The organism is Acinetobacter seifertii (assembly GCF_000368065.1).
Lineage (GTDB): Bacteria > Pseudomonadota > Gammaproteobacteria > Pseudomonadales > Moraxellaceae > Acinetobacter > Acinetobacter seifertii.
Genome location: NZ_KB851203.1, coordinates 96,287 through 123,157, shown reverse-complemented (window position 1 = coordinate 123,157; position 26,871 = coordinate 96,287). Strand labels below are relative to the sequence as shown.

Sequence of the window (26,871 nt, the reverse complement as noted above, 5' to 3'; positions counted from 1 at the left end):
CGTTCAAAATTTATTTAGCTTTTCCACAAAACTGGCATGCCCCATGCTTATATATTTAAGTATAAAACTCGTCTCAACGTGCTCTGTATGTTGATAGTTTTAAATGAAAAATCATGTTTTTAACAAGAAATACGGATACCCCATTATGGCAACTTTACACGCTCCAGCTTTTGAACTTCCTGAAATTTTGAACACAAAAACCAATTTGGCAGATGTCCGAATTGGTGCACAAGTCATTGAGTGTTCGGATGATTTCTTTGCAGAAGCAAAGCGTATGCTGCAATTTGAAGCACCTATTTTTGTTGAAGATAAATTTGATGACAACGGTAAATGGATGGACGGTTGGGAAACGCGTCGTAAGCGTCACGCGGGATATGACTGGTGTATTGTGAAGCTAGGAGTGAGTGGAAAAATCACCGCACTTGATATCGACACCAGCTTTTTTACAGGAAACTATCCAGCATCTGCCTCATTAGAAGCGTGTTATGCACCAAATGGAGACCTAACAGGTGCAAAATGGGAGAATGTTCTAGAAAATACTGAGCTAGGGCCAAGTCAACATCATATTTTTATGGTCAATAATGATGCAATTTTTACCCATATACGCCTCAATATTTTCCCAGATGGCGGTGTTGCTCGTTTGCGTGTTTATGGAGATGTTCATATTCAGGTGACTGATAGTGAGCAAACGCTTGATTTATTAGCACTTGAAAATGGTGGTCGCGTAGTTGCTTATAGCGATGCGCACTTTGGACACCCACGTAATTTGATTAACCCTGGTCGTGGTATCAACATGGGCGATGGTTGGGAAACCAAACGCCGCCGCGCACCGGGTTATGACTGGTGTATTCTTGCGTTGGGTAAAAGCGGAAAAATTGAAAAGCTCGAAATTGATACGGCTCATTTTAAAGGGAACTTCCCTGCCCAAGTATCTATACAAGCGGTTTACCTTGAAAATGCAACCGATGCACAGTTAATTCCACAAAGTATGTTCTGGTCTTATTTACTTGAAGCTCAACCAATGCAAATGGACCATATTCATGAATATGTGAATGAGATTTTACAGCATGAAAAGATCTCTCATATTCGCATTAACATGATTCCAGACGGTGGTATTAGCCGTGTTCGTTTATGGGGGAAAATTGCTAAATCATGATCATGAATACTGTTCAAATTCAGCCCTTAACTATTGAAAACTTTCAACCCTTCGGAGAAGTCATTTGTTGCGACGGGCATGATTTTTTTCATATTAATGATGCCCACACCGAGCGCTACCATGCGCTCGTTGAAACCGAAATTGAAGGTGAAGCAAAGGCAGGAATTAGTATTTTCCGTAATATTAAGACCAGTGTATTACCTCTGGAAATCTCAATGCTAGAGCGTCATCCGAAAGGCTCTCAGGCATTTATTCCATTACAGCAACAAAAGTTTTTAATTATTGTCGCGCCAGCTTTAGATGAAAACACTCCCGATATTTCAAAGCTCTGTGCTTTCGTTTCAAATGGAAAACAAAGTATCAATTATCGGGCAGGCACATGGCATCATCCGTTGCTTACCTTTGAGGCACCCAGTGATTTTGCAGTAGTAGATCGCATCGGAAGTGGAGCAAATTGTGATGTTTTTCAGTTTCCACAATCTATAGAAATTAGGTTTTAAATAAAGAGTGATTTATACAGACTTGTCTGTTTTAAATTAATTATATAAATACATCGAATTATCTGTCGCTAAAATAAAAATCCCCGCCTATTGAGCGGGGATTTTTTAATTTTATTTTAAACAGTGATATCGGCTAAGTTACCCTTCTGCTCAAGCCATTGCTTACGATCTGCAGAACGTTTTTTCGCAAGCAACTTATCGAGTAAACCAGCTGTTAAATGTGCATCATCCAGATCAAGTTGTACTAAACGACGAGTGTTAGGGTCCATGGTTGTTTCGCGAAGCTGAATCGCGTTCATCTCACCCAGTCCCTTGAATCGAGTAATTTGAGGATTCTTATTGCCTTTGACATTTTTCAAAATGGTTTCAAGTTCATCATCATCGAGTGCGTAATGGACATCTTTACCAATATCGATACGGAACAGTGGTGGCATTGCTACAAATAAATGACCTTCTTCCACCAATGCAGGAAAGTGCTTAACAAATAAAGCACAAAGCAAAGTCGCAATGTGTAAACCGTCCGAGTCGGCATCGGCCAAAATACAGATTTTGCCATAGCGTAGTTCTGACAAATCATCACTACCCGGATCTACACCAATCGCAATCGCAATGTCGTGAACTTCTTGAGAAGCGAGTACTTCATCTGAAGAAACCTCCCATGTATTTAGGATTTTTCCACGAATTGGCATGATGGCCTGAAAGTTTTTATCACGCGCTTGCTTGGCACTACCGCCCGCAGAGTCACCTTCGACAATGAATAACTCACTTTCTTCACGAGTTTGGCCAACACAGTCTGCCAATTTACCCGGTAAAGCTGGGCCTGAAACAATCTTTTTACGCTCGACTTTCTTGGCTGCTTTTAAACGACGACCTGCTTTAGAAATCGCCATTTCCGCCAGTTGCATAGCAATTTCAGCATGTTGGTTGAGCCAGAGAGCAAATGCATCTTTAGCAATATTTAAAACAATATTTGATGCTTCACGACTCGAAAGACGCTCTTTAGTTTGACCTGAGAATTGTGGCTCTTGAAACTTGAGCGACAAGATATAGTTCACGCCATCCCAAACATCTTCTGCCGAAAGTTTAAGATTACGCGGTAACAAGTTACGCAATTCACAGAACTCACGTAACGCCTCGGTCACGCCTGAACGTAAACCGTTCACATGCGTACCGCCTTGTGCTGTCGGAATCAAGTTGACGTAACTTTCTTGAACCTGCTCACCGCCTTCTACATTCCAGCAAATCGCAAATTCACAGGCTGCGCGGTCTGCTTGTCCACTACTTACAAATGCAGGGTTTGGCAAAATTTCGCGGTCTTGTAATTCATCCATCAAATAATCGACGAGGCCATTTTCAAATTGCCATTCGATTTTTTCATCATTAATTTGATCGATATAAATAATTTTTAAACCAGCTGCTAATACAGCTTTCGCTTTTAAATTATGTTTGAGTGCTTTTAACGCAAATTTTGGACTATCAAAATATTTAGCTTCAGGCCAGAAATGTACCGTTGTACCAGTCGCGCGTTTTGGTGCTTTGCCTTCTAGCACTGCTAAAGGCGCAACAGGTTCACCTTGCTCAAAAGCCATCTGGTATAGGTTACCCTGACGCTGAACCTCCACCTCAACACGTGTAGATAAAGCGTTTACAACCGAAATCCCCACACCATGCAAACCACCTGAAAACTGGTAGTTATCGGTACTGAATTTACCACCTGCGTGGAGCTTGGTCAGAATGATTTCAATACCACTTTGGCCATATTCAGGGTGAATATCGACTGGCATACCACGGCCATTATCTTCAACCGACAATGAACCATCTTTATAAACCGTGACACAGATTTTGTCGGCATGACCAGCTAATGCTTCATCGACAGCATTATCAATAACTTCTTGGGCTAAATGGTTAGGTCGAGTCGTATCGGTATACATTCCCGGACGACGACGAACAGGGTCTAACCCAGAAAGGACTTCAAGCGATTGAGCCGTATATTGTGTCACGTTGTACGTTTTCCTTATTTGATGGTGTGCGCAAAGAATTCGATCACTAAGGGTAATTTTTCTTCAAAATCTTCCATGGCATGATTGCCATGAGCATCCGTCAAAATCAATGAGGATGGTGTTGCAGCACTATAATAGCGTTGTGCTTGACGATAATCCAAAATTTCGTCGCCTTGTTGCAGTAAGACGAGTATTTTGTCGGCATTTTCAGGTTGTTTCAGTTCCAGTTGTTCTAACTGTCGTAACTGAACATGATCAATTGACCATTGATCATTCACCTTATAAGGCATGCTTTCAACTTGAAATAACTTATCAAACAACTTCCATGGTTGCATAGCAGGGTTAATCAGTACAGCAGGAATATTATATTTCGCGACAAAATATGTCGCAAAAAACCCGCCAAGGCTACTGCCGACTACCGCCACATCTTGTAAAGACTCGATTAGCTCTGAAACTTGCGCTACGACCTGATCTGGAGATCTATTTAAATCTGGCAAATGCACATTGATGCCCAATTCGCTACAATACTGCTTAAGGCTCAGCCCTTTAATCGAAGAAGAGCTGCTATTAAAGCCATGGAGGTAGATAATATTCATATATTTCCCTCTTAAATTGAGATTAAACTCACATTTTTGTTCTCAGTTTGTATATAAAAACACTATTGTCAGACAAGAAAAACGATTCAACTTACCATTCATCAGTATTTTAAAAACATGTGTTATTTAAACTACTAAGATGGAAACGTTAGCTGCCGTTGATAAAAAGTACAGCTTAAAACGTCGGTTATAACGTAAATGGGGAAAAGATATGCCGAGCTTAACACCGTTACATGAAACTTATTGTAAATGGGATCGTACGCCACCGAGTCAGGCCGACGTACTAGAAGGTTTAGCTCAACTGTTCAGCACCAGCTTAAATGGTGTACATGAATTAATACAAGTCATTAATATTGAAGTATTAAAAAATGCTTTTGGTATTAGCGCCCAAAATGCAAAAAACTTTCAAAAACGACCATTTGTGCAAAAGCTATATCAATTTTCTTATGGCGCTTTACAAAAATATGGTAGCCACTTTTTAGCACCAAGTTTACGTCACATAATTGAAAAATATCCCACACTTCACGAAAAACCACTCACCCCGAGCCAACATTTTTTGGTGGGTATTTTAAATGGTATTTTTGGAGACTATTTACTTAAACAACATAGTCCCCTTGCCTTACCCATGGTGCTATACGACCACTACGGTGCAATCCAGCAAGGTGAACTTGCAGGCCGTATCGTGATTTTGGCTCATGGTCTATGTATGAACCATCTGACTTGGTCAAATGCACACTATGGCGGCATTGGTGAACGTCTGCTCGCGCAGCGTGACCATAACACCATGTTGTATTTAAACTACAACACAGGTCGCCGCATTTCAGCCAATGGCCGCAGTTTCTCTAACTTGTTAGAAGATTTGGTACAACGTAATCCAAGAATTACCAGTATTGATATCATTGGTCATAGTATGGGTGGACTGGTTTCCCGTAGCGCACTGTTTTACGGTAAACAAAATATGTACCAATGGATTCATATGGTCGAGAACCTTGTCTGTATTGGTTCCCCACACCATGGTGCAGTACTTGAGCGCTTTGGCTTTGCTATACAAGATAAACTCGGGGCGTTCCCATTTGTCGGATTACTTGGTCAGTTGGTTAATATTCGTAGTAATGGCATTTTAGACCTACGCCACGGTAGTGTTCGTGACGATGACTGGGAATATATGGATGCCCGTATCGGCATGATGGATGACAACCGTGCTCCAGCTCCTCTACCTTCTCATATCAATACCTTTTTAGTGGCTGGAACACTCGAGTTTGAAAAGGTGCGTAATAAAGCGCTTACCGTGATTGGCGACTATTTGGTGAGTGTGAAAAGCGCACTGGGTGAACATCCAAATCCACGTTTTCAGCTTAAAGTTCCAGACTCACATAAAGCCGTTTTTTATGGTTTAAATCACTTTGAAATTCAGTATCACTCGAGTGTTGCTGAACAGATTACTCGCTGGCTATATCCTCATGTAAATGATTATGTGCAAGACGGTATTCAAACTCATATTATTGATATGCCGAACTATACGCTTGAAGATTTGGAAGGAATTGTAGAGACGTAAATAGAGCCCAATTTATGAATATAAAAACTATTTAAAATAATCTATCACTAATTTGTACCTGATCTTATCAACACATAAAATCAGGTATAAGTAATATTACTCACAATCAGATAGATCAAATCCTTTTTTCCCTAAATGTATTCCTTGTATTTTTCCATGTACAACATCAAAAATTAAACTATTATTTTTCTGTAAATTATCAGTCACTATGTAAGTATAGTCATCTTGTGAATCTCCAGCTCCATCACTTTTCATTTTTTTGATATTATAACCCTTATAGTTTTTGTATATATTTTCAACACCCATACCATTCCGTATATTTTTTAATGTGTATATACTTTTATTTTCACTTCCAATTAATACTTCAACCAACTTCTGATTATTAAGAGTATATGAAATACTATTATTAAAATCTGAAAAAGTTGTACAGCTTCCCATTTGATCTTTTGCTATACCTTCTGACGAAAAATTAATATCAGAGTATTTATTATCAATAATATAAGATTTATCTTTTAAATTTATTGAGTTAAAGTCTAAATAATTTTTTCTATCCAAATTTACAGCACAATAACTGTGCATACTTATACAGCTGAATATAATGATAAATGTTAGTTTCATATCAAAAGCTTATACTATCTAATTTACAAAGGTTAAAAGTTATGACTCTTGACATAGAGTTAAAGAATTAATATTACAGAAAAATCTAAATTATAATCCTGGAATTTCTTTAAAATAAACTTTTTCCTTATCGGAACATACTCCATAAAAAACTCCATAAGATTCATTCTTAACAGATGGATTATTCAAATAACTATTACAGTCCAACACTAAATCTCCAGTATTTCTCTTAAAAACTATTTTTTGTTTTTGATAATATGGAGCACCCGCATAATTATCAGCTAAATAATAGATTCCTGATTTAAAATTCTTTGATTCAGCCTGTTTAGTTGCATATCCATTCTTTATAAAATCAATCCCACCCAAGGCTAAGTTAACTTTATCAATATTTAAATTCAACTCACTACTATTATTTTTATCCGCTTTAGCTTCTGCCCATCCAACTTGAACATCTTCACTATAAACATTTTTATAATATAAGGTAAAATTACCATTATTATCTTTTATATAAAATTCATCATATGCAGGGTCAAGTCTTTTAAAGAGATAATTATCCATCTTTTTTGGAGGTGTAAAATTCTTGCACTTTCCTGACTTTTCACAGATTCGATATGAAAAATAAAGTTTTGTGTTACTTGATTTAGGCTGATCTGCCTCAGTTATACATGCATACATTAAACTAATTACAAATAAAATAAATAATCTGCTCATTATTGCATACTCTCTATATAGTTTTTCAATCAATACATTAGTTTAAATAAGTTCTAAAAACTTCTATATTTTAAATTTCATGGAAATAAAAAATCAAATGGGCTCTAGAGTTTCTAGGGTTAACACCCTTTACATAAGAAGTTCAACAACAGGACAAATAAAAATATTATAAAATCAATTAAACAAAACTAATATAGGCACTTTTAATAATAAAAGTTCCTATATTAGTTAAATTAAATTTTCATTTATCGTGAATATTATCAGCTACTTTACATTAATTTTCTCTATATTTGTTTCTTAAATCCAACAAACCTTTACTATATATTTCTTCATTTTCAGTACATGAGGCTTGTAAGTTCATATCTAGGTAAGTATAACGATGTAATAATTTTTCTTCATTATTGTGTCCTCCAAAAATATTAAAATGAGCACCTTCATTCAAAAAACATTCAGTTACAATATTAGGGATTCCATTCCCTATTAAATCAACTCCTCTAATTTTATTATTCTTATATAGAATCTGATCCTTATTTAATTCAAAACCATAACCACGAACTAACTCCTTACTTCTTTTATTAATATTATAAAAATAATTAGGCTCATCTGTAACAAAAGCTAATTCTGAAACACAATCACTACTATCTTTTTTCAATATTGGATTCACAATATCATATTTAAATTTTTCGTCCTCTTTATAGATAATTACGATATCCTTATTAAGAGGTTTTTCACTTACTATACAGCCTTCATCAGAATCTAATAATAAATAAATTTTATTATCTAAACTCTTTTTTATTTTTCTAATTTTTTCAGTAGATTCAATAAATTGGCTATTATTTACTTTCTTTATTTCAAAAGAATTTGCATAAGCTCCTTCAATCAGATATTGAATAGTACATACGTTTAAACCTAATAAACATACAAAAATTAATTTTTTATAAATCACTCGTATTTTCTCGCATCACTAATAAAATTAATATTTATAACCATTCATAACTTTACTATATGAATTTTATCAAACTTCAACTTTCCAAGCTTTATTAGTAACTATTTTTCTATTCTTTACATTTAAAACAATATTGTAAGCTGCCGCACCACCATCGTTAAAAGTATTTAAAATATAAATATTATTATTTAAATAATATATTTTAAAATCAGCAAGCTCATTCTTGTCCCCATCGATACCATCTTTAGGGAAAAAATATTGCTCGAGCTCAATTCTACTGATTTCCATTCTGTTATCTTTTTCTTTAACAATAATTTTATCAAGTTGTAAAAAATTATTGTCAGGTAGACTACCATCTGTACCAAAGAATTTTTTATCATTAAAATACTTATATTCACCTTTAAAATTTTTATAAAGTTTAGGATCTAAAATAGCCTTTTTTGCATACACTTCTACTATTATATTTTTATCACTATAGATAACCTTTTCTCTAGAATATTGAGATAGCTTAATAGAAGTGTAACCACTGAAATTATTTATTCTATTTTTATAGACAAATCCTGTTACACCATTGCTTGCATTAACTAAACAAAAATTATTAGTTTCTTCATCCATCACACAAGAAACAATTTCATTATTATTTAATTTGGATGTAACTTTCGAACTTAAACTTGAATTTTCCCTTACATTCACATACCCATCTTTATCTTGAATAAAACCAAAATCAGCATATGAAGTCTCAATAGATCCAATCATGAAAGAAGTAAAAACTATAAATTTAAGATATTGTTTCATTTAAGCTAAGCTCATTATTTACTTTGAATGATCTCTGTTATAATAATATAATCAAAATTTAAAAAATCATAGTTATTCTTTATCACCATGACAATCATTTTAATATTTCTACCAAGCCGTAATTTATGTACTACAATAACATAATCACCAAATAAAAAATATTATTGCTGCAAGATCTTAATCGAATTAGTATTATTTTCGTATTTTATATTCTTAATAACCTTGCACTCACCTTTACCTTCTATCAAAAAATCAACAAATTCACTATGTGCAGGCATATTAAAATTATTATCTGCATAAGCGGCATTAATATTAAAATATACAATTATTTTCTTAAACACAAACATAATCACAAAAAAACCATTAATTAAAGACATTTTCTTATATAATCTTTTTTATCCAAAAGATTCATTGGAATATTATTTTCTTCATCATATGTAATGTCATATAATTTATTATCCTTCCTATCAATTCTTATCCAACCAAAAGTCGCACCATAATTAACTCCACTTTTACTTTTAACAAAAATTTTTATAAAATCTTTTTCAGAAAAATCAAAAATTATATCATCCTTATTAATACCATTAAAATCAAAATTCTTAGATGCTATTAACATCAGATCATTCTTACATTGCTTTTTTTGATCATAAGTAATTTTATAAATTTCTGCATTGCATCCCGAAATTAGAAATAATGTAAATAAAAAACAACCAACTCTCACTATACAACCTCTATAAAATCAAGAAAATTACTATGATTATTTTAAAATTTTAATAAAATATTAAAATTAAATAAGCCCAAAAGTAAGTTAGTCTTATTTAATACAACTAAAAATATTTAATAAAGATCAAATAACAACTATTATTTATCCTTAAAGAAAAAGTTTTTTCTACCATCTATAACATAATGGGAATAAAGATAATTTTTCCAAATTTCTTATGGCTATTAGCATCAAATATGTATAGAACATTATTTTTTTCTCCCACCTTACGTGAATAAGTTTTATCCACTTGAAAACCCAAAATAGAGAAAACACAATTTTCTGATGTTAGTGTTAAAATCACTTCCCTAGTTGCAACATTATATCCTAAAAGTTTTATGAGCCAGAATAATGATAGGTATCACTCCATATATCTGTATTTACAAATGTATGGTTAGCAAATAGTAAAATTAAGAATAATATTGAATATTTCATATTATTTCCGCAGCATTTTAATTAAATCACTTCCATCATCATATTTTATATTTCCTATTTTTTTACAAGAAGATTCTTTATTAATAACAAAGTTAATAAATTCTGAGTATTGATGATATTCAACTTTAACTGTTACTAAATTATCCGCATCCTGTAATATCTTATATTTATTTGGGGCATCTTGAGAATGAATTAAAATATTAAAATCTATATTGCATACACCATTTAAATTACTTCTACATGTATAATCTTTTACTAACATATTTGTTAATTGATTAGAAAAAAACCTAGAAATAGTTTTTCTATCAGCATTCTCAATAATTTTATTTCCATCTACAGGATAATTTTTATATAAGTTTGTGATTAAAATTTTTGAGTCTTTAAAGCATTTCTCTTCATTACTTGCATTTGCAACACCATATAAAAAGAATAAAAAAATAAATGTAAATAATTTGTATTTCATAAATTACACCTAAGCTGGTGCTTTATTTTATAAGAAAACTTACAAAAAAACATCATAACAATATTTTTATTTAACACATCTATAATTATATTTTGCATATATTTTTAGAATTACACATTTTATCTTATACTTTTATTAAAACTCACATAAAGTAATATTTTTTAGCTTAAAGTATTTTTAAATTCAGTCCCATCCAATTTTTCTAAAAAAATTTCTTGCTAGTTTTTTCCTCATGTACATGATTATGTACAAGAAGGTATTCAAACTCATAATTGATAAGTGAAACTATACACTCAAAGATTTGGAAGTGTTGTAAAGAAATAAAAAAGCCCAACTATGATAGAGATAGTTGGGCTTTAAAATAGAGTTAATAACTTAACATGTCTTATAACAGGTTAGATAAAAATCATCTAAAAATCTAGAATTATTTTAGCTCTTCATTAAAACTACTATTAATGAAGTAATTTTATATTTTCTAAATAAATATAATAATTAACGACTCTAATCAATTTTTTTAAATTCTAAACACCATTCGCTTCCCACATTTCAACAGCTTCTTGACATTGCTCAAGAGAATGGAATGCAAATACTCTAGCATCTTTCATTGTAATTCTAATAGCATCAGAATTTAAATCGAATACATTTTTCTCAATAGAACATTGATAATTCTTTAATTTATAACCGTTTAATTTCTTACATTTTGGCTGTTCTAAATTTTCATCAAAAGTATACCAATCATTTAAGGTTTTACCCATACAAGTAATTTTATCCTGAGCATCCATTTGCGGTTTTGAATTTTCCTTTTTTTTATCTTTTACTTGAGAAACAGTAGTTTCTTTTATTAGTGAGTCACTAGCGTTACTTAACTGTGACTTTATAACTGAATTTGATTCTTTTTGCTGTTCATTAGATGCATTAGATTCTTTTTCCAGTTTGTTAAAATCATTGCAAGCCGTCAAAAATAAAAAACTTAGCGCTATTAAAATTTTATTCATTACCAATCTCATAATGTTGAATTGTCTAAAAAAGTAGTAGGATCTATTAGATCAGAGCGTCGTTGATAGGCATTATTGCCACGAACTGTTAATGGACTAGTATCTTTAGGATTAGAATACATCTCCAAATGCAACATCATACTTGGAACTTGTACTGTGAGTTTACCGACATAGCCAATAGTTTGTCCGCGTTTTACATCATCTCCAACTTTTACTAAGGACTTCCCTGCCAGAACCTCGCCATAGCGTATAATATGTTTTTTATGTACAATTTCAATTACATCAGTACCAGAATAAAAAGCTTTTACTACACGTACTTTTCCATCAGCCATCGCTCTAATCTCAGTTCCTGTTGGTGCATACAGATCACAACCTGCGTGTTTACGGTTTCCACCATTCCGATTAGAACCAAATCGAGCAAATCCATTTTTATATGAATTTGTCCGTATCTTTAAAGGGAATAAATATGAGCCATCATCTTTTGGCTTATCTATTCTTATTTCAATGACTGGCATAGGATTCTTCAATATGGGGGATAATGCAGTGACTGAAAGCTTCTTTCATACATTGAAAGGTCATGTGGTCCATGGCAGTGTGTTTGCCACTCGAAAAGAAGCGAATGCTGTCTTGTTTGACTATATTGAGATTTATTACAATCGGGTCAGAAGACATTCTGCAAATGGCTGGTTAAGCCCTGAAGCCTTTGAGAAGAAATATTTTAAGAATTTAGAGGGATTTGTTGTCCACGATACTGTCTAGGATCAAGCGCTGCGCTTCATGGATGCGCCCAGTCACAAATGGACGGTCAATATTGCCGTCAAAGAAATCAATGACAACCACTTCACCAATACGTGGCAAGAAACGTGCGCCATAGCCTTCTCCTGCCCAAGGAGTCAGTACATCCACCCAAGCCGAGTCGGTATCGTTATCATTGCTACCTGCACCACCGTCATGGCCATGATCATCACTACGGGTAAATAGAAAACGTACCTTAATGCGCCCCCATTCATCGACATGAATGGTTTCTCCTTGTGGTCCCACGACTTTCGCTCTTTGTGGGTAGGCAATTGGTCGATGCTGCTCTGGATTATATTCAGGTGCAGTTTTGATTTGACGGCGTATTAATGTCAGCTCATTACCTTGACGCTCTATATCATCATAACCCTGTTGATCCCAACGACTTTGGGTTAATAACTGGCTAACCTGCTGGTGTAAATCTTTAGGTAAGTTATTTTGGTTATAGAAGTTTTTAGCAATGATCAAGAACTCTTGATCTGTCCCTTCATGCTGATCAATTTCCGGGTGTTCACGTAGATTAAACCAATAACCGACTTGGCTATCGCGGACACTACTATAGGCTTTAAAGTATTTGGCCCGACTCGCATGCATGTCGGTGAAGTGTTGATTTAATTTTTCTAACTGACTACTGCCTGAAGCGGTTGCCTGATCTTCCCCTTTTAAATCTTGCATCCAAGCGGGGCTTACGTGCCATGCTTGCTCAAGACTTAAACTGGCTGAATCAAAGTTATCTGAATGTGTATGCGTGGTAACAACCGAACCATTACCCTCTTCTTGTGCAAGGGCATCGGGTTGCCAGCGCTGCACATGTACAGCTGTCGGTTGCAAACTTCGCACTGCAACAAAACCAGTAATACTATCTTGATATTCGGTTGCGCTACTTCTGTGATAGCGAATACTACGACGCTCTAAAGCCTGATACTGGCTATTGTCATCAATGAGTCTTAGTTTTTGAGCTTGTATTGGCGCAGTAAAATGCGGAACAAAAAGCTCTGACTCATCAATGAGCCAACTAATGCCTTCACTTCGCCATAAGCGCGTAAGAAAGTCATAGTCAGACTCATTGTGCTGCATGGTGAAAGGTCGAATATCATAGTTTTGACTTAACCCACCCAAGTCTAGACTTAAACTCGCAGCAAACAGTGGACTTTTTTCTTGCCACTCTTTAAATAGAACTTCGGTAATTTCTACGATACTTTTATTCATGAAAACACGACTATTACGGCGTTTGTGCCATAAATTTGTCGCATCTTCTATAGTCAGCTTATAAAGCGTTAAAGCACCATCGCTTTGTCCATAACTGGCTTCAGTCACAATACCTGTTGTTCGGAACAATTGTCCCGAATCCGTGACCTGATCAACAGCGACTTGCACACCAATAAATTGCTTCAATGCAATTTGGGCATTGGTTGAAAGACAGATCAAATCTGCCATTAGACCACCATTCAGCTGATGTTGGCCTTCTATACGTTGTAAGAATATTTGGTTATTGAGTAGTTCATTAGAGAACTGTACATGGATAGCACGTTTCTGAGCATTTAGCCCTATTTTTTCCAAGACACTAAATATATTAAAAAGCATTTTTTTATAATCGTAAGGATATATAAACGGGTGCACTTTATAAAAAACAGAACTATCTGTCTACAAAATTATGCGCTATTTTTATCAATTTTTCTTATATTCTCACTTATTCTAAAGTGATTAAAAAAAGCCCAACTTAAGTTGGGCTTTTTTTAATCATATTAAACTTAGTTTTTAGCCGTCTTAAATACTGGATAAAAACGGAATAATTGCCATAAACAAACCAGTAATAGCAAAACAAAATACACTAATGACCAAACTGGCAAAGACTGACCTAAAAAGGTCCAATCAATAGCAGCACATTCACCTGAACCAGAAAGCACTTCTTGTAAAACAGCTTTCATCGGTAAAGCATCAATCAGGTAATTTAAACCCGGTCCACAACTTGGTACTTGGTCTGGTGGTAAATGTTGTATCCAGACATGACGGCCTGCCACACCTACAGACCATAAAATTGCAATGCCTGCTAAAAATGCGTAGAAGCGTTTAATCGCATTGGAAACTGGGTTATGCAAAAATGCGATGAGTGCCACAAAACCCATTGCCATTAAGCCAACACGTTGAAAAATACAGAGCGGACATGGCTCTAAACCTTTTACATGTTCCAAATATAACGCAAAAGACATGCCGACAATGCTTGCCAGTACAAGCAGTCCACTCACCAAACGGTAACTTAATCGCATGTAAAACCTCGTTTTTATCTATATTGTTCAAGATACTGATCAAAGCTGATCTGACTATCTTGTTCAAGTTGTTCTTGCTGCTGTAAAGATTGTGCAGCCAATTGTTCAAAATATTGTAAAGTCTCTGCACTGATTTCATGCTTTTCATAACTTTCAGCATGCATCTGTGCCATATGACTGCCAAAGCTCCAAGTTCCACCATGCTTTAACGTGTCATCAATCACATGTGCAGATAATGTTTCATCTACTTCATCAATGCGTTCTTGCATTACGGTCAAAGCCGAGCTGTACAGATTTGTCACATAGGTCTGATCGAGTAACTTGGCACAAGCCTGCATGTTTGAAATATGCTGACGTGCCCAGTCCTCAATATGATAAGACCCATTTAAATCAGTAATGGTTGCGTTTGGCGCTCGACCACGGTTAACCACTTCTGTCTGGTTCTTCTCAATCAAATCTTGCTCAGCACATAACAATTCAGGGCTATCACTGAGTAAGCAATAAAGCGCCAGTGCTTCAAGGAAACCAGCCGTTGTTTCATTTACACCAATTGGTGAATATGGATTTACATCTACTGCACGGAGTTCAACATAACCCACGCCTCGATTTTGCAAGGCTTGAGATGGTGTTTCACCCGCATGCGGTACCTGTTTTGGACGCACGAGACTGTAATATTCATTCTCGATTTGTAAAACATGGTCATTAATTTGCAACGGTTCACCAGAGGCATCATTTAACCCTAAACGGCTAAATGGCGGGTAAGGAGAATGTACTGCTTTTTGTAAACCAGCCAGATAACCAGATAGGTTGTTGTAGTGAATACCTAAACTTTTTTGTGCCGAGTTTTGGTAGCCTAAACGTCCCATACGGAGTGCTGTAGCATACGGTAAATAGTATGACCCTTTGATTAAAGGCAATAAATGATGTTGATGTCCGGTCAAAAAACAACGACAAACCGAAGGACTTGCCCCGACTAAGAACATTACCAGTGGTGTTAAACGAATAAAGTTACGAATAAGTCCAAAATAACGGTGACTACGATAATCTTGCAGACTGAGTGATTTTAATTTTTCGTCAGTTTCATGTGCCTGCAAAGCAGAAAAAAGAGAATCTGGAAAAGATAAATTATAGTGTACCCCCGAAATGGTCTGCATACGGCGACCATAACGGATCCCCAAACCACGGCGATAAAGCGTTTTAAAGCGGCCAATATTAGAAGTACCGTATTGAGCTAAACGAATTCGTTCTTCGTTGTCATCTAGCATACATGGCATAGACAACGGCCAGAGCTTTTCACCATTTTCTAAATGACGGTGTACAACCGCATGAATATCGGTGAGTTCATGCAAGGCATCACCAATCGTTGGCTGTGGTGAAGTAATAAACTCCATCAAGGCTTCTGAATAGTCAGTCGTAATTTTTGGATGTGTTAAAGCTGAACCTAATGCCTTTGGATGTAACTCTTGTGATAAGAACCCATTACTTTGCATACGTAGGCTTTCACGTTCTATTCCACGTAACATGCCTTGTAGTAGCGACGAATCCACCCAAGCAGGAATAACTGATTGAGATGGTGTAGTGGGTTGACTCATGCATTTGCTCGCTTATAAAAGATCACTATATACAAAATCGTGACATGATATGGATGTTGATATGATCACATCATTTCAGTTTGGCAATTTTTATCACAATCTTGTTATTTAAGACACGAAAGAATTGTGATTTTATTGAAGAATAATTGCTAAAGAGTTGTCAATATCATGAACGATCAAGACATTTTAAACTTCTGGTTTTCACCTGAACACCGTTCACTTTGGTTTGCAAAAAGTGATGATTTTGACAAAAAAATCCGTGATCAATTTGCAGACATTCATCGTCAGGCGACTCAAGCAGAACTTTGGTCTTGGCGAAAAACAGCAGAAGGTCGTCTTGCAGAGATTATTGTGCTAGATCAGTTTTCTCGCAACATTTATCGTGATCAACCTGAATCTTTTGCTTATGACAGCCTCGCTTTAGCTTTGTCACAAGAAGCAATTAGCTTGCAACTCGATGCACAGCTTAATCCTGACCAACGCTCATTTTTGTATATGCCATTTATGCATAGTGAATCAAAATTGATCCATGAGTTTGCTTTAAAGTTATTTCAACGCCTCGGCAATGAAATTAATTTAAGCTTTGAGAAAAAGCATAAAGTGATTATTGATCGCTTTGGACGTTATCCTCATCGCAATGCCATCCTCGGACGTGTTTCAACACCAGAGGAAACCGAATTTTTATTAGAACCGAACAGCAGTTTTTAAGACTGCTCTATTTTTTAATGCTGAGTTATCCATTCTTCCATGCTCAGCTGGGAGTTCACCATGAAATATCTCTCTCTTTGTTTAGCTTTAGGCACTGCCTTAACTCTAGGTGCTTGTTCTACCATACCTAGCAAACCAAAAACTTTCGATCAACTTGGCCAGTTTTCAGCCTATCCGTTAAATGCACAAACGTTCCGAATCAGCTTCCAAGCTGACTCAAACATGAGCTATGGAACAGCTGAAGAAATTACCTTGGTGAAATCAGCACAAACGACTGTACAAAAAGGCTTCCGCTTTTTTAAAGTACAAAATGACCCAAGTAATCAAAGCCAGAAACCACCTCGTCAGGCTGTGGTTTACCCAGCTGCGCCAAGCTTTTACCCGTATGGTTATGGTCGTCGTTATCCGGGTTTCTGGCATGATCCGTTCTATGATTTCCCACAAGTGGTCAATATCGACCCTGTTCAAGTGTCGTATACTATTGAATGTTATCGGGATCAAAAGCAGGCTCCTCAAGATGCTTTTGATGCAACGTTAATTCTCAAATCAATCGGACAAAAATATGGCTTAAGCCCGACAGGAGAATTGCTGCCACCGCCTGAGCCTCCAGTAAAACAAAAATGAATAGGATGACCGTATGAATATGGCAGAAGAAGTACACCATGCACCCAATCTGAAGCGCAGCAAATACTTTGCGACGATGGCGCTGGTTATTGTTGTAGTGTTGTGGATTGGCTTATTGGTTGCCAATCGCTTTTTGCCAGAGTACACAAACTTAATTCATATTTTAATGTTAGGTGCAGAAGCTGGCGTAGTCGGTGGACTTGCAGACTGGTATGCCATTACCGTTCTGTTTCGAAACCCATTTGGTAAGCTTCCTATCCCTAAATTTTTGCGCGATCATACCGAAATTATTCCGCGCAATAAGGCTCGTATTGCAGAGTCAATGGGCCGATTTGTGCAGGAAAACTTCCTGTCACCTCAAGTGGTTGAACGAAGCTTAGAAAAAACTGACCTAAGCCTCGCCATTGGACAATGGCTAGCAAGCCCACAAAACAACACACAAGTGGTACAGCTCATTCAACAAACGGTACCGAAAATTTTTGAGTTTGTGAGCCAAGAGCAAATTGCTAATTTCGTGCAAAACAACAGCGTGCAATGGGTACGCAATACGCAAGTCAATAAACTTGCCAGTGAAATGTTACGTGCGGTCTTGGAAAATGACTTCCACCAAGACGTATTGCAGCGTGGTCTCGATATCGCGCATGAGTGGGTCGTACAAAACCCTGATAAAACTCGTGAATTGACCCGAAAAATGTTTAAAGCGCTGGGAGTCTGGTCACTGGCAAAGGGTGCAAGCTGGATTGGTATTGATGTTCAGCAGCGCACCATCGACTCATTGATTGAAAAAGTAGAATCAATGCTAGCTGACCCTGAACACCCATGGCGGCAAGAAATTGAAACTGTTGCTCACTCTCTCATGCTTGAGCTGGCAAAACCAGATAGTGTTGCGAGCCAACGTCTAAATAGCGGTAAAGATGCACTGCTAGATAGTCCTCAAGTCCTGAACTTCATTAGCGGTGCTGTGACAATTTTATGTGATGCCATTAAAGAAGATTTAATGAAAGAAGACTCTGGCATTGCAATGAACCTACGTGCAGCAATCCAGCAACTCGGTGAAAACCTTGTTCAAAATACCAAAGTACGTGAAGTTCTCAACAAAGAAATGACAGGGCTTGCACTGACTTTTACCGATCAATATAGCGATAAAATCATACGCTATGTGAGTGAACGCATTCATGAATGGGACTCACGTGAAATGATTGGAAAAATTGAAAATGAAGTCGGTGGCGATTTACACATGATTCGCGTAAACGGCGTTGTAGTTGGTGCATTTATCGGTTTAACTCTAGGTGTAATCCGCGCAGCAATTGAATCGATTTTATAACCCTAATCATTTCTTTAAGAGAACAACATGCTACAGCTTCAGTCAAAATTGCCCGCACAAGGGGTCACTATTTTTAGTACCATGACGGCAATGGCACAGCGTTTGGGTGCACTTAACCTTTCACAAGGTTTCCCTGACTTTCCTGCACCTCCTGCTTTGCTCGAAGCCCTCTCACAGGCAACTTTGGCTGGACATAATCAATACCCACCAGGTGATGGCATTCTCGCTCTGCGTGAACAGCTTGCTTTACAGTTTCAACAGCGCGACCAACTTCAACTTGATCCTGTCACACAAATCACGATTACACCTGGCGCGACCATCGCTATTTTCTGTGCCATACAAGCCTGCATCAACACAGGTGATGAAGTGATTATTTTTGACCCGAGTTATGACAGCTACAGCCCTTCTGTTCAGCTAGCAGGTGGCAAAGCTGTTCGTATTGCTCTGCAAGCACCTGACTTTAAGGTTGACTGGCAGCAAGTTAAAGATCTGGTCAACGACAAAACCCGTATGATTGTGGTGAACACGCCCCACAATCCAACTGGCACCATATGGGAAAAACAGGACTGGTTAGAGCTTATTGAACTGATTCGAGATAAAAATATTGTGGTTTTATCTGATGAAGTGTATGAACACTTAGTTTTTGACGGTCAGCGACACTTAAGTGCATTGCATTTTCCAGAGCTTAGAGAACGTAGTTTTGTGATTGGTTCTTTTGGGAAAACCTTTCATGTGACAGGTTGGAAAACAGGTTACTGTGTGGCTTCACCTAAATTAATGGGTTTATTCCGTCAGATTTACCAATATGCGAATTTCTGTGGCACGACACCTTGTCAGATTGCCTTAGCGCAATATATGCAACAGCATCCGGAACATATTCGGGAACTTTCACAGTTTTATCAAACTAAGCGGGATCGATTTAATCACGCAATTCATAATAGCCGTTTTTTACTTAAGCCATCTCAAGGCACTTATTTCCAAAACCTTGACTACAGCCAGATTAGACCAGATTTACACGATGTTGAAATGTGCCAGTTTCTTGCCGAGCAACATAAAATTGTGGCCATTCCAGTTTCGGTGTTTTACCAACAAGCACCTGAGTCTTTACGCCTCATTCGTTTCTGCTTTGCTAAAAATGATGAAACATTGCAAAAAGCAGGAGAAATCTTGAATGAATGTTAATAAATTTAGAAACTTAGCATAGCAAAACACTACAAGAAATTTCCTCTAAATATGCTAAGTTGAATATCTGCCCCGCTCATCAAAGAGATGGGCGATGGAGAATACATGCCACCAAGACAGTCTTTAATTCATCAGCAAAATCTATGGAAAACATTTTTTGTTTTCTTATTGCCACTCATTGCAACCAATATTTTGCAGAACTTGTCCGGCACTATTAACACCATTTTTGTTGGCCAAATGATGGGGGTCGATGCAATTGCCGCAGTTTCTGTATATTTCCCCATTTTGTTTTTACTGCTGGCTTTTATTATCGGAATTTCAACGGGTACGACTATTTTAGTCGGGCAAGCATGGGGTGCGCAGGATATAGAAAAAGTTCAAAGTGTCGTAGGGTCTACTCTGTTTATGACCATTATTGGCGGTATCATTACCGCAATTATTGGTGTGTTTTTTGCCCATGATATTTTAGAGATTTTAGGCACCGACCCAAAGGTCATGCATCTCTCGTTGCCTTATGTGCAGTGGATGTTGGCAGGTAGTCCACTTCTCTTTGTCTATATTATCTATACCTCTATTTTACGCGGTGTAGGTGACAGTACGACACCTTTACTGGCACTTGCTTTAACTAGTGTAATTGGCGTAATTATTACCCCTATATTGCTTAAGGGTTATTTTGGTTTTCCTGCTCTCGGTATTATTGCACCGGCTATAGCGTCTATTATTAGTTATATTGCGATTCTAATTTTTCTGGCAATTTACCTAAACAAGAAAAAGCATCCGCTTCGACCGAACCGCCAACTTTTGCAGCATATTCGTCATAACCCAGACTTAAGCAAAATCATTTTGCGCCTAGGTGTGCCAACTGGTATTCAAATGATTACCACCTCTATGGCAGGACTCGTGATTGTAGGTTTAGTCAACCGTTTTGGCGCTCATGCGACAGCTGCATATGGTGCTGTAAACCAAGTACTCAACTATATTCAGTTTCCTGCTTTATCAATCTCAATTGCAGCTTCAATTTTTGCAGCACAAGCCATTGGTGCAGGTAAATCAGATCTACTCGCACGTGTTACCCGCACGGCTCTAGGTATGAACTTTTTATTTACGGGTACTCTAATTGCTCTTGGCTATCTATTTTCAAAATATTTGATGGCTTTATTCATTACCGACCCAACTGTGGTGATGTTAGGGCAGCAGCTTTTATTTATTGTACTTTGGGCAATTTTATTCTTTGGTGCAGGTGCTATTTTTGCATCCATCATGCGTGCCAGTGGTACCGTAACAGCCCCAATGCTATTAAACATATCGGCTATTTTATTTATTGAAATTCCATGTGCTTACTGGTTTAGCTCTATGTGGGGACTTAAAGGAATTTGGTTTGCTTATGCTTTGGCATTTGTCAGCCTCTGTATTGTTCAAGGCTTGTATTACCAGTTTATTTGGAAGAAAAAGAAGATCAAAGTTCTTATTTAGAATGCATTAAGCCTTATAAAAAAAGCCATCAAATGATGGCTTTTTTACGTTAAAAGTTATTTCATTAATTTGGTCACAATGGTTGAAGCACGTTGGTATCCTGTCGGGAATAAACGTTGGAATGCATCCAGAATTTTTGCATCACTACCAATGAGTAAACGACGCTTATTTTTCAAAACTGCATCCAAAATTTGACGAGCCGCTTCTTCTGGTGGGGTACGCAATAACTTGTCAAAATTTTGAATCGATTTTGTCGGATCCATACCCAAGGTGTTCAAGCTATCACTCATTTTTGCAGCTTTAGCAATATTGGTGCGGATACCACCCGGATGTACGCACAACGAGCTTACGCCACATTTTTCAATATCTAGCTCTTGGCGTAATGACTCGGTAAAACCACGCACCGCAAATTTAGTGGCATTATAGCCAGACTGAGTAGGTTGAGCAGTTAAACCAAATAAGCTCGAAATATTAATAATATGACCATCTTGAGTTTGCTTAATAAACGGTAAAAATTCTTTAGTACCGTAAACCACACCCCAGAAGTTAATTCCAACGATCCACTCTAAATCTTCATAGGTCGCGCCTTCTACAGTTGAACCTAAGGCAACCCCGGCATTGTTAAAAATGAGATTAACAGAACCATGATCTTGCACGGTTTCCTGTGCCCACTGTTTTACAGCTTCTCGGTCAGAAACATCCAGCTTTTTAGTTGTTACGCTAATGTTGCTGTAGGGTTTTAATAGCTCAACAGTTTTCTCTAAGCCCTTTTCATTAATATCACTCAAAGAAAGATGGCAGCCTTGTTTTGCCAAGAGAATTGCTAGTTGTTGCCCAATGCCAGAACCTGCGCCCGTAATTGCAGCGACTTTGTTTTTAAAATTTTTCATTGTCCATCCTTTGTTTTTCGATTTGCACAATCGGTTCATTGCATGTGCACTTTAGACTCTTTTAATATAATTTTGACAATATTCATTGTCAATATAGTACACTGTAATTTCAGATAGATTGGCACAATTCTGCTGACGGCTTTATCATAGGCCCATATTTGCCGAAAAACCGATAAATCAGGAAACCATTTTTTATGGCGACAAACGACTCAACCAGTAAAAAGAAAACAAAAACTGTGAGTAAAGAACGTCAGTTCAAAGGGTTATCTCTTACTGAGCGTAAAGAGGCACGCCGCGAAAAACTGATTGAAGCAGGTATTGCAACTTATGGAACTCTCGGCTTTTTTTCAGTGACGGTAAAAGATGTTTGCCAAGAAGCAAAACTCACCGAGCGCTATTTTTATGAATCTTTTAAAAAGAGTGAGGATTTATTCCAAACTATCTTTTTAAAAATGATTGAAGAGTTACAACAAAACTTAATGCAAGCTGTGATTAAAGCTGCGCCAGATCCAGAAAAAATGGTCGATGCTGGCTTAAGGGCACTGCTGACAACCTTAAAAGACGATCCAAGACTAGCTCGTATCATCTATGTTGATGCAGTTCTTGTTCAAGAATTACATAATCAGGCCACCATTCAGGAAACACTTGCTCAGTTTGACCGTATGATTCAAGCTTTCGTTATGCTGACCATGCCGCAAATTCAACATCATGAAAATGAGCTATCTTTAATCGCAACTGGCTTAAACGGATACGTGACACAAATTGCGATTCGCTGGGTGATGGGAGGCTTTGAGCAGTCTCTGGAGCAAGTTTTGACAGCTTGCCGTATTGTTTTCTTATCTTTATTGGCACAAGTTTCAAAATAATATTAAAGTTTTTTGACACGACTTTGACCCAAGAAACCTATTGGAAAGCAAACTGGTAACACATTGAATGATTTTAAGAAAATTTATGTTTTCCTGTCATCATTCGGTCATGTGCTTGCCGTATTTTTGTCACAAATTATTGCTAAATTCGATTTTATAGACTTTTCTGCAATGAAATTGTCATAATTAATCTTTGTAATAAGCCTGTCATAACTACAAAACGGTTCACCGTTAAAATCTACAAGGTATTACGCTGTGAAAGATGACTATATTTTAATTGTCGATGATGAGCTTCCTATTCGTGAAATGATCCATACTTCTTTGGACATGGCAGGCTTTCAATGTTTACAGGCTGAAGATGCTAAACAGGCTCATCAAATTATCGTCGACCAACGTCCGGCGCTTATCTTGCTCGATTGGATGTTACCTGGAGGGGTGAGTGGTGTCGACTTATGCCGCCGCTTAAAACGCGATGAAAATTTAGCAGAAATTCCAGTCATTATGCTCACCGCTCGCGGAGAAGAAGACCACAAAGTACAAGGTCTAGATGCCGGTGCAGACGACTATATGACTAAGCCATTTTCAACACGTGAACTGGTTTCTCGTATTAAAGCAGTTCTACGCCGTGCAAATGCATTAAGCGGTGAAAAAACAATTGATGCCAATGGTTTAATTCTTGATCCTGTAAGCCAGCGTGTAAGCTTTGGCAACAGCATTTTAGATATGGGACCAACTGAATATCGCTTGCTTGCATTTTTTATGACCCATCCAGAGCGTGCATATACACGTGCACAGTTGCTCGATCAGGTATGGGGCGGTAATGTATACATCGAAGATCGTACCATCGATGTACATATTCGTCGTTTGCGTAAAGTCTTAGAACCTTTTGGTGTTGACCGATTTGTTCAGACAGTACGTGGTACAGGTTATCGTTTCTCAACACGTGCAGATTTAGCCGCAGGTTAACCAAAATTTATGTATGAACCCTACCCCGTCCCTGAACAGGTACGTGAACAAAAACTTTCTCGTTACAGTAGTTTATGGACGTTCGCTAAACAAGATTTACGGCTTTTATTATTTTTCCTGATTATTGCGGGTTTAGTCGGTTTAGGGGTTGGGTATTTCTGGAGCTGTATCTTTATCGCCTTCGTGGTGTTTTTTGCACTCCAGTTACGTTCTTTATATTTGGTCAATGATTGGATTGCCAATAATCCTTATGATGTTCCTCCCAACTTAAGTGGTATTTGGGGGGCACTATTGTTTAATGTGTATCGTGCTCAGCGTCAGGAACGTATTGTTCAAGCCGAAATGGTTGGGCTGATTGACCGCGCTCAATCCTCTTTAGTTGCGCTTGCTGAAGCAGTTGTACTCATTGATGATCAACATCAAATTGAATGGTGGAACCCTGCCGCAGAGCGTTTATTGGGTATTAGCCCACTCGACCGTGGTCGCAACTTATTAACGATTTTGCGCCAGCCTACTTTTATTGAATATTTTAACAACATTGATCAGGCACCTGACGGCATTAAGCTGCATTCCAACTTTGATGATGATCGTTATGTGCAAGTCAAACTCACACGGTTTGGTGGTGAAAGCCGCTTACTTGTCGCTTACGACGTAACGCGTATGCACAACCTTGAGCAAATGCGTAAAGACTTCGTCGATAATATTTCGCATGAGCTTCGTACGCCGTTAACTGTGCTCAGTGGCTATATCGAAACATTTACCGACCAAGAAGATATTAGCCCACGCTGGAAACGCGCATTTGATCAGATGCAGTCTCAAACTAAGCGTATGAACGCGTTAGTGAATGATTTACTGCTGTTATCAAATTTAGAAAATAACAAGAAAATTGCAAAAAACCAGATTATTGAAATGCCGAGCTTAATGAATCAACTGTTTGATGATGCTCAAGCCTACAATGCCGATTATGGGCATACACTCAATTTACATATTGATAGCCACTGTGACCTCATCGGTTCAGACATGGAAATTGCCAGCGCATTTAGTAATTTAATTACCAATGCCATTAAGTACACGCCAAAAGGCGGAACCATTACCATTGGCTGGCACGACGATGGTGAACATGCTTACTTTAGCGTACAAGATACCGGTATCGGGATTAATCCAAAACATTTACCGCGTCTGACCGAACGCTTTTATCGTGTAGACAGTGACCGTAGTCGCCAAACAGGTGGAACGGGTTTAGGCCTTGCGATTGTAAAACACGTACTTATGCAGCATGGTGCTTATTTAGACGTGCAATCTAAAGAAAATGAAGGATCAACCTTTACCGCAGTTTTTCCAAAAGAAAGACTATATAACATGAGCTAAAATTATCGCTCGTACATATAAAAAGCCGACTCATGAAAGTCGGCTTTTTTGTCACATTTAAATCTATTTATTTAAAATTAGAGCAATAAGATTTAGCCTGATTTTTCTCAATGACATTTAAAAAGTTGGTGGCAAAAGTGTTGCTCTGGCGTAATGCATCACGATGATCTCCGCCATCAATCGTTTGATAAATGGTTGGTTTTTTTAATTTACATAACTGTTGGTAATAAGCATATGTTCCTCTCGGGTCAACTAAATGGTCTTTAGAACCCTGCACGATCATTAACGGTACAGTCGGCACCATATTTTGAATGGACTGCTGTTTTAGATAAGCCAAAAGAGGTTTTAAGTCTGCATCAGCTTTAAATATGCTCGAAGGAGATTTCTTCAAATCAGATTGAAGTTCAGATAAACAGCGGCTACGTCCTTGAGTCAGCACAGTGTTCATTTCTGGACTGACTAAGTTTTCAGGAACAATGCTTGGTTCAGCTGCTTGTGCGCCCAATAATACAATCGGGAAAAAAGCAGCCACACTAGGTTCTGGGTTCGGATTAGTTTTCACATATTCTGCAATACCTTCATATTGATAACCGCCTGGCGCAAGCGCAATCGCTCCTTTTAAATCCAGTTCAGGCGCATCTTTTTGGCCATAAGCAGATATTGCAATTGCCGCAGCCCCGCCTTGGCTATGTCCCATGACTAACCACTGTTTATTGAAATCTTTTGGCTTCAGCACATGTAATGCTCGTACGGCATCGACCACCGTATGCAGTTGGCTTTTTGCATTCATATAAGGATGCCCACCCGGTGTACCTAAACCCTGATAATCAGGTGCAACAACTGCGTAGCCTCGTGCAAGCCAACTATCTAAAGCTTTAGAAGCAACTTCTTGATATGAATGAACTGGGCCACCTACATAGTCACCCGAAGGTGCGCAGGTGTCAGCAACTCCTGTCGTACCATGTGCCCAAGCAAGTATAGGCCAGCCATTTTTAGGCGGTGTTCCTTTCGGTAGTAAAATAAATGCTGAGGTAACGATAGGTTCACCGTTCACACCTCGACTACGATAATTTATTAACAAACGCTGATCGGCGTGAGGAAATAAATTCGTTACATCTTGCTGTGCTATAGACAGTATTGAACCTGGTTTATCGTTCACAATTTGCTTGTTCAAATCTGTAATTGGCGTAGCCATAGCAGAGCCAGACACTAAACAAGCACTACTAAATAAAATTTTAAAAAACAAATTACTTTTTTTAATCAAGGGATTACTCCTCTACTTTCTA

General features: G+C 37.4%; 26 protein-coding genes and 2 pseudogenes. 12 read left to right on the top strand and 16 right to left on the bottom strand.

Annotated elements, in window-relative coordinates:
* Positions 1–145: 145 nt before the first annotated feature.
* Complete coding sequence (gene alc, locus F985_RS20645; protein ID WP_004704881.1) at positions 146–1,156, top strand: allantoicase; 1,011 nt, start codon at positions 146–148, stop codon at positions 1,154–1,156.
* Positions 1,153–1,656: an ureidoglycolate lyase gene (locus tag F985_RS20640; RefSeq protein ID WP_004704879.1), complete on the top strand. Its 504-nt coding sequence runs from the start codon at positions 1,153–1,155 to the stop codon at positions 1,654–1,656. Before alc ends, F985_RS20640 begins: the two co-directional genes overlap by 4 nt.
* Positions 1,657–1,772: 116 nt before the next feature.
* On the opposite strand, the gene parE is transcribed toward F985_RS20640, so the two are convergent.
* A complete protein-coding gene (gene parE, locus F985_RS20635; RefSeq protein WP_004704878.1) occupies positions 1,773–3,656 on the bottom strand; it encodes a DNA topoisomerase IV subunit B in 1,884 nt (627 codons plus the stop codon).
* Positions 3,657–3,670: 14 nt separating this feature from the next.
* Positions 3,671–4,252: a YqiA/YcfP family alpha/beta fold hydrolase gene (locus F985_RS20630; RefSeq protein WP_004704876.1), complete on the bottom strand. Its 582-nt coding sequence runs from the start codon at positions 4,250–4,252 to the stop codon at positions 3,671–3,673.
* Positions 4,253–4,463: 211 nt separating this feature from the next.
* Between F985_RS20630 and F985_RS20625 the strand changes: the two genes are divergently transcribed.
* Positions 4,464–5,807: a PGAP1-like alpha/beta domain-containing protein gene (locus F985_RS20625; RefSeq protein WP_004704875.1), complete on the top strand. Its 1,344-nt coding sequence runs from the start codon at positions 4,464–4,466 to the stop codon at positions 5,805–5,807.
* Between the two features lie 96 nt (positions 5,808–5,903).
* On the opposite strand, the gene F985_RS20620 is transcribed toward F985_RS20625, so the two are convergent.
* The 9 genes from F985_RS20620 to F985_RS20580 all read right to left on the bottom strand — a co-directional run bounded on the left by F985_RS20620 (position 5,904) and on the right by F985_RS20580 (position 12,045).
* On the bottom strand, positions 5,904–6,425 hold the full coding sequence (locus F985_RS20620) for a hypothetical protein (RefSeq protein WP_025469224.1): 522 nt from the start codon (positions 6,423–6,425) through the stop codon (positions 5,904–5,906).
* 90 nt (positions 6,426–6,515) lie between these two features.
* Positions 6,516–7,139, bottom strand: coding sequence for a hypothetical protein (locus F985_RS20615; protein WP_025469223.1), 624 nt, complete (start codon positions 7,137–7,139; stop codon positions 6,516–6,518).
* Between the two features lie 271 nt (positions 7,140–7,410).
* Positions 7,411–8,082, bottom strand: coding sequence for a hypothetical protein (locus F985_RS20610; RefSeq protein WP_004704868.1), 672 nt, complete (start codon positions 8,080–8,082; stop codon positions 7,411–7,413).
* A gap of 69 nt (positions 8,083–8,151) precedes the next feature.
* The gene (locus tag F985_RS20605; protein ID WP_004704866.1) at positions 8,152–8,877 is read right to left on the bottom strand and encodes an SH3 domain-containing protein; all 726 of its coding nucleotides are present in this window, start codon (positions 8,875–8,877) and stop codon (positions 8,152–8,154) included.
* A 161-nt stretch (positions 8,878–9,038) separates the two neighbouring features.
* Positions 9,039–9,254, bottom strand: coding sequence for a hypothetical protein (locus F985_RS20600; protein ID WP_004704863.1), 216 nt, complete (start codon positions 9,252–9,254; stop codon positions 9,039–9,041).
* Complete coding sequence (locus F985_RS20595) at positions 9,245–9,493, bottom strand: hypothetical protein (protein WP_228128588.1); 249 nt, start codon at positions 9,491–9,493, stop codon at positions 9,245–9,247. The genes F985_RS20600 and F985_RS20595 overlap by 10 nt, the downstream gene beginning before the upstream one ends.
* Before the next feature lie 580 nt (positions 9,494–10,073).
* Positions 10,074–10,535, bottom strand: coding sequence for a hypothetical protein (locus tag F985_RS20590; protein ID WP_004704859.1), 462 nt, complete (start codon positions 10,533–10,535; stop codon positions 10,074–10,076).
* Positions 10,536–11,056: 521 nt separating this feature from the next.
* Positions 11,057–11,530, bottom strand: coding sequence for a hypothetical protein (locus F985_RS20585; RefSeq protein WP_004704858.1), 474 nt, complete (start codon positions 11,528–11,530; stop codon positions 11,057–11,059).
* Between the two features lie 8 nt (positions 11,531–11,538).
* The gene (locus tag F985_RS20580; protein WP_004704857.1) at positions 11,539–12,045 is read right to left on the bottom strand and encodes a M23 family metallopeptidase; all 507 of its coding nucleotides are present in this window, start codon (positions 12,043–12,045) and stop codon (positions 11,539–11,541) included.
* 10 nt (positions 12,046–12,055) lie between these two features.
* Between F985_RS20580 and F985_RS20575 the strand changes: the two are divergent.
* A pseudogene (locus F985_RS20575) lies at positions 12,056–12,289 on the top strand (IS3 family transposase); the annotation flags it as partial.
* Between the two features lie 6 nt (positions 12,290–12,295).
* Here the strand turns inward: F985_RS20575 and F985_RS20570 are convergent.
* The 3 genes and pseudogenes from F985_RS20570 to gshA all read right to left on the bottom strand — a co-directional run.
* Positions 12,296–13,909, bottom strand: a pseudogene (locus tag F985_RS20570) (type VI secretion system Vgr family protein); the annotation flags it as partial.
* 167 nt (positions 13,910–14,076) lie between these two features.
* On the bottom strand, positions 14,077–14,592 hold the full coding sequence (locus tag F985_RS20565) for a disulfide bond formation protein B (protein ID WP_004704854.1): 516 nt from the start codon (positions 14,590–14,592) through the stop codon (positions 14,077–14,079).
* A gap of 14 nt (positions 14,593–14,606) precedes the next feature.
* Positions 14,607–16,184, bottom strand: coding sequence for a glutamate--cysteine ligase (gshA, locus tag F985_RS20560; RefSeq protein ID WP_004704853.1), 1,578 nt, complete (start codon positions 16,182–16,184; stop codon positions 14,607–14,609).
* A gap of 168 nt (positions 16,185–16,352) precedes the next feature.
* On the opposite strand from gshA, the gene F985_RS20555 reads away from it, so the two are divergent.
* The 5 genes from F985_RS20555 (at position 16,353) to F985_RS20535 (ending at position 21,495) form a co-directional block, all read left to right on the top strand.
* Complete coding sequence (locus F985_RS20555) at positions 16,353–16,892, top strand: DUF924 family protein (protein WP_004704852.1); 540 nt, start codon at positions 16,353–16,355, stop codon at positions 16,890–16,892.
* A gap of 60 nt (positions 16,893–16,952) precedes the next feature.
* Positions 16,953–17,516: a CC0125/CC1285 family lipoprotein gene (locus F985_RS20550; RefSeq protein WP_004704850.1), complete on the top strand. Its 564-nt coding sequence runs from the start codon at positions 16,953–16,955 to the stop codon at positions 17,514–17,516.
* A gap of 13 nt (positions 17,517–17,529) precedes the next feature.
* A complete protein-coding gene (locus F985_RS20545) occupies positions 17,530–18,840 on the top strand; it encodes a DUF445 domain-containing protein (protein WP_004704848.1) in 1,311 nt (436 codons plus the stop codon).
* Between the two features lie 27 nt (positions 18,841–18,867).
* Positions 18,868–20,022 carry a pyridoxal phosphate-dependent aminotransferase gene (locus F985_RS20540; RefSeq protein WP_004704846.1) on the top strand — a complete coding sequence of 385 codons (1,155 nt, stop codon included), beginning with the start codon at positions 18,868–18,870 and terminating at the stop codon, positions 20,020–20,022.
* A 105-nt stretch (positions 20,023–20,127) separates the two neighbouring features.
* Entirely contained in the window at positions 20,128–21,495 is a 1,368-nt protein-coding gene (locus F985_RS20535) for an MATE family efflux transporter (RefSeq protein WP_004704845.1), read from the top strand.
* A gap of 56 nt (positions 21,496–21,551) precedes the next feature.
* Here F985_RS20535 and F985_RS20530 read toward each other — a convergent pair whose 3' ends face one another.
* Entirely contained in the window at positions 21,552–22,385 is an 834-nt protein-coding gene (locus F985_RS20530; RefSeq protein WP_004704843.1) for an SDR family NAD(P)-dependent oxidoreductase, read from the bottom strand.
* Positions 22,386–22,579: 194 nt separating this feature from the next.
* On the opposite strand from F985_RS20530, the gene F985_RS20525 reads away from it, so the two are divergent.
* The 3 genes from F985_RS20525 (at position 22,580) to phoR (ending at position 25,585) form a co-directional block, all read left to right on the top strand.
* Entirely contained in the window at positions 22,580–23,251 is a 672-nt protein-coding gene (locus tag F985_RS20525; protein WP_004704841.1) for a TetR/AcrR family transcriptional regulator, read from the top strand.
* Between the two features lie 255 nt (positions 23,252–23,506).
* Entirely contained in the window at positions 23,507–24,217 is a 711-nt protein-coding gene (gene phoB, locus F985_RS20520; RefSeq protein ID WP_000650776.1) for a phosphate regulon transcriptional regulator PhoB, read from the top strand.
* 9 nt (positions 24,218–24,226) lie between these two features.
* Complete coding sequence (gene phoR, locus F985_RS20515; protein ID WP_004704839.1) at positions 24,227–25,585, top strand: phosphate regulon sensor histidine kinase PhoR; 1,359 nt, start codon at positions 24,227–24,229, stop codon at positions 25,583–25,585.
* 67 nt (positions 25,586–25,652) lie between these two features.
* On the opposite strand, the gene F985_RS20510 is transcribed toward phoR, so the two are convergent.
* Positions 25,653–26,849, bottom strand: a complete 1,197-nt coding sequence (locus F985_RS20510) for an alpha/beta fold hydrolase (protein ID WP_004704836.1) — start codon at positions 26,847–26,849, stop codon at positions 25,653–25,655.
* Between the last annotated feature and the right edge of the window lie 22 nt (positions 26,850–26,871).

Coding starts and splice junctions, on each gene's coding strand:
- alc (WP_004704881.1), top strand. CDS start 146: ATGGCAACTTTACACGCTCCAGCTTTTGAACTTCCTGAAATTTTGAAC.
- F985_RS20640 (WP_004704879.1), top strand. CDS start 1,153: ATGATCATGAATACTGTTCAAATTCAGCCCTTAACTATTGAAAACTTT.
- F985_RS20630 (WP_004704876.1), bottom strand. CDS start 4,252: ATGAATATTATCTACCTCCATGGCTTTAATAGCAGCTCTTCTTCGATT.
- F985_RS20625 (WP_004704875.1), top strand. CDS start 4,464: ATGCCGAGCTTAACACCGTTACATGAAACTTATTGTAAATGGGATCGT.
- F985_RS20620 (WP_025469224.1), bottom strand. CDS start 6,425: ATGAAACTAACATTTATCATTATATTCAGCTGTATAAGTATGCACAGT.
- F985_RS20605 (WP_004704866.1), bottom strand. CDS start 8,877: ATGAAACAATATCTTAAATTTATAGTTTTTACTTCTTTCATGATTGGA.
- F985_RS20600 (WP_004704863.1), bottom strand. CDS start 9,254: ATGTCTTTAATTAATGGTTTTTTTGTGATTATGTTTGTGTTTAAGAAA.
- F985_RS20595 (WP_228128588.1), bottom strand. CDS start 9,493: ATGTTAATAGCATCTAAGAATTTTGATTTTAATGGTATTAATAAGGAT.
- F985_RS20590 (WP_004704859.1), bottom strand. CDS start 10,535: ATGAAATACAAATTATTTACATTTATTTTTTTATTCTTTTTATATGGT.
- F985_RS20585 (WP_004704858.1), bottom strand. CDS start 11,530: ATGAATAAAATTTTAATAGCGCTAAGTTTTTTATTTTTGACGGCTTGC.
- F985_RS20580 (WP_004704857.1), bottom strand. CDS start 12,045: ATGCCAGTCATTGAAATAAGAATAGATAAGCCAAAAGATGATGGCTCA.
- F985_RS20565 (WP_004704854.1), bottom strand. CDS start 14,592: ATGCGATTAAGTTACCGTTTGGTGAGTGGACTGCTTGTACTGGCAAGC.
- gshA (WP_004704853.1), bottom strand. CDS start 16,184: ATGAGTCAACCCACTACACCATCTCAATCAGTTATTCCTGCTTGGGTG.
- F985_RS20555 (WP_004704852.1), top strand. CDS start 16,353: ATGAACGATCAAGACATTTTAAACTTCTGGTTTTCACCTGAACACCGT.
- F985_RS20550 (WP_004704850.1), top strand. CDS start 16,953: ATGAAATATCTCTCTCTTTGTTTAGCTTTAGGCACTGCCTTAACTCTA.
- F985_RS20545 (WP_004704848.1), top strand. CDS start 17,530: ATGAATATGGCAGAAGAAGTACACCATGCACCCAATCTGAAGCGCAGC.
- F985_RS20540 (WP_004704846.1), top strand. CDS start 18,868: ATGCTACAGCTTCAGTCAAAATTGCCCGCACAAGGGGTCACTATTTTT.
- F985_RS20535 (WP_004704845.1), top strand. CDS start 20,128: ATGCCACCAAGACAGTCTTTAATTCATCAGCAAAATCTATGGAAAACA.
- F985_RS20530 (WP_004704843.1), bottom strand. CDS start 22,385: ATGAAAAATTTTAAAAACAAAGTCGCTGCAATTACGGGCGCAGGTTCT.
- F985_RS20525 (WP_004704841.1), top strand. CDS start 22,580: ATGGCGACAAACGACTCAACCAGTAAAAAGAAAACAAAAACTGTGAGT.
- phoR (WP_004704839.1), top strand. CDS start 24,227: ATGTATGAACCCTACCCCGTCCCTGAACAGGTACGTGAACAAAAACTT.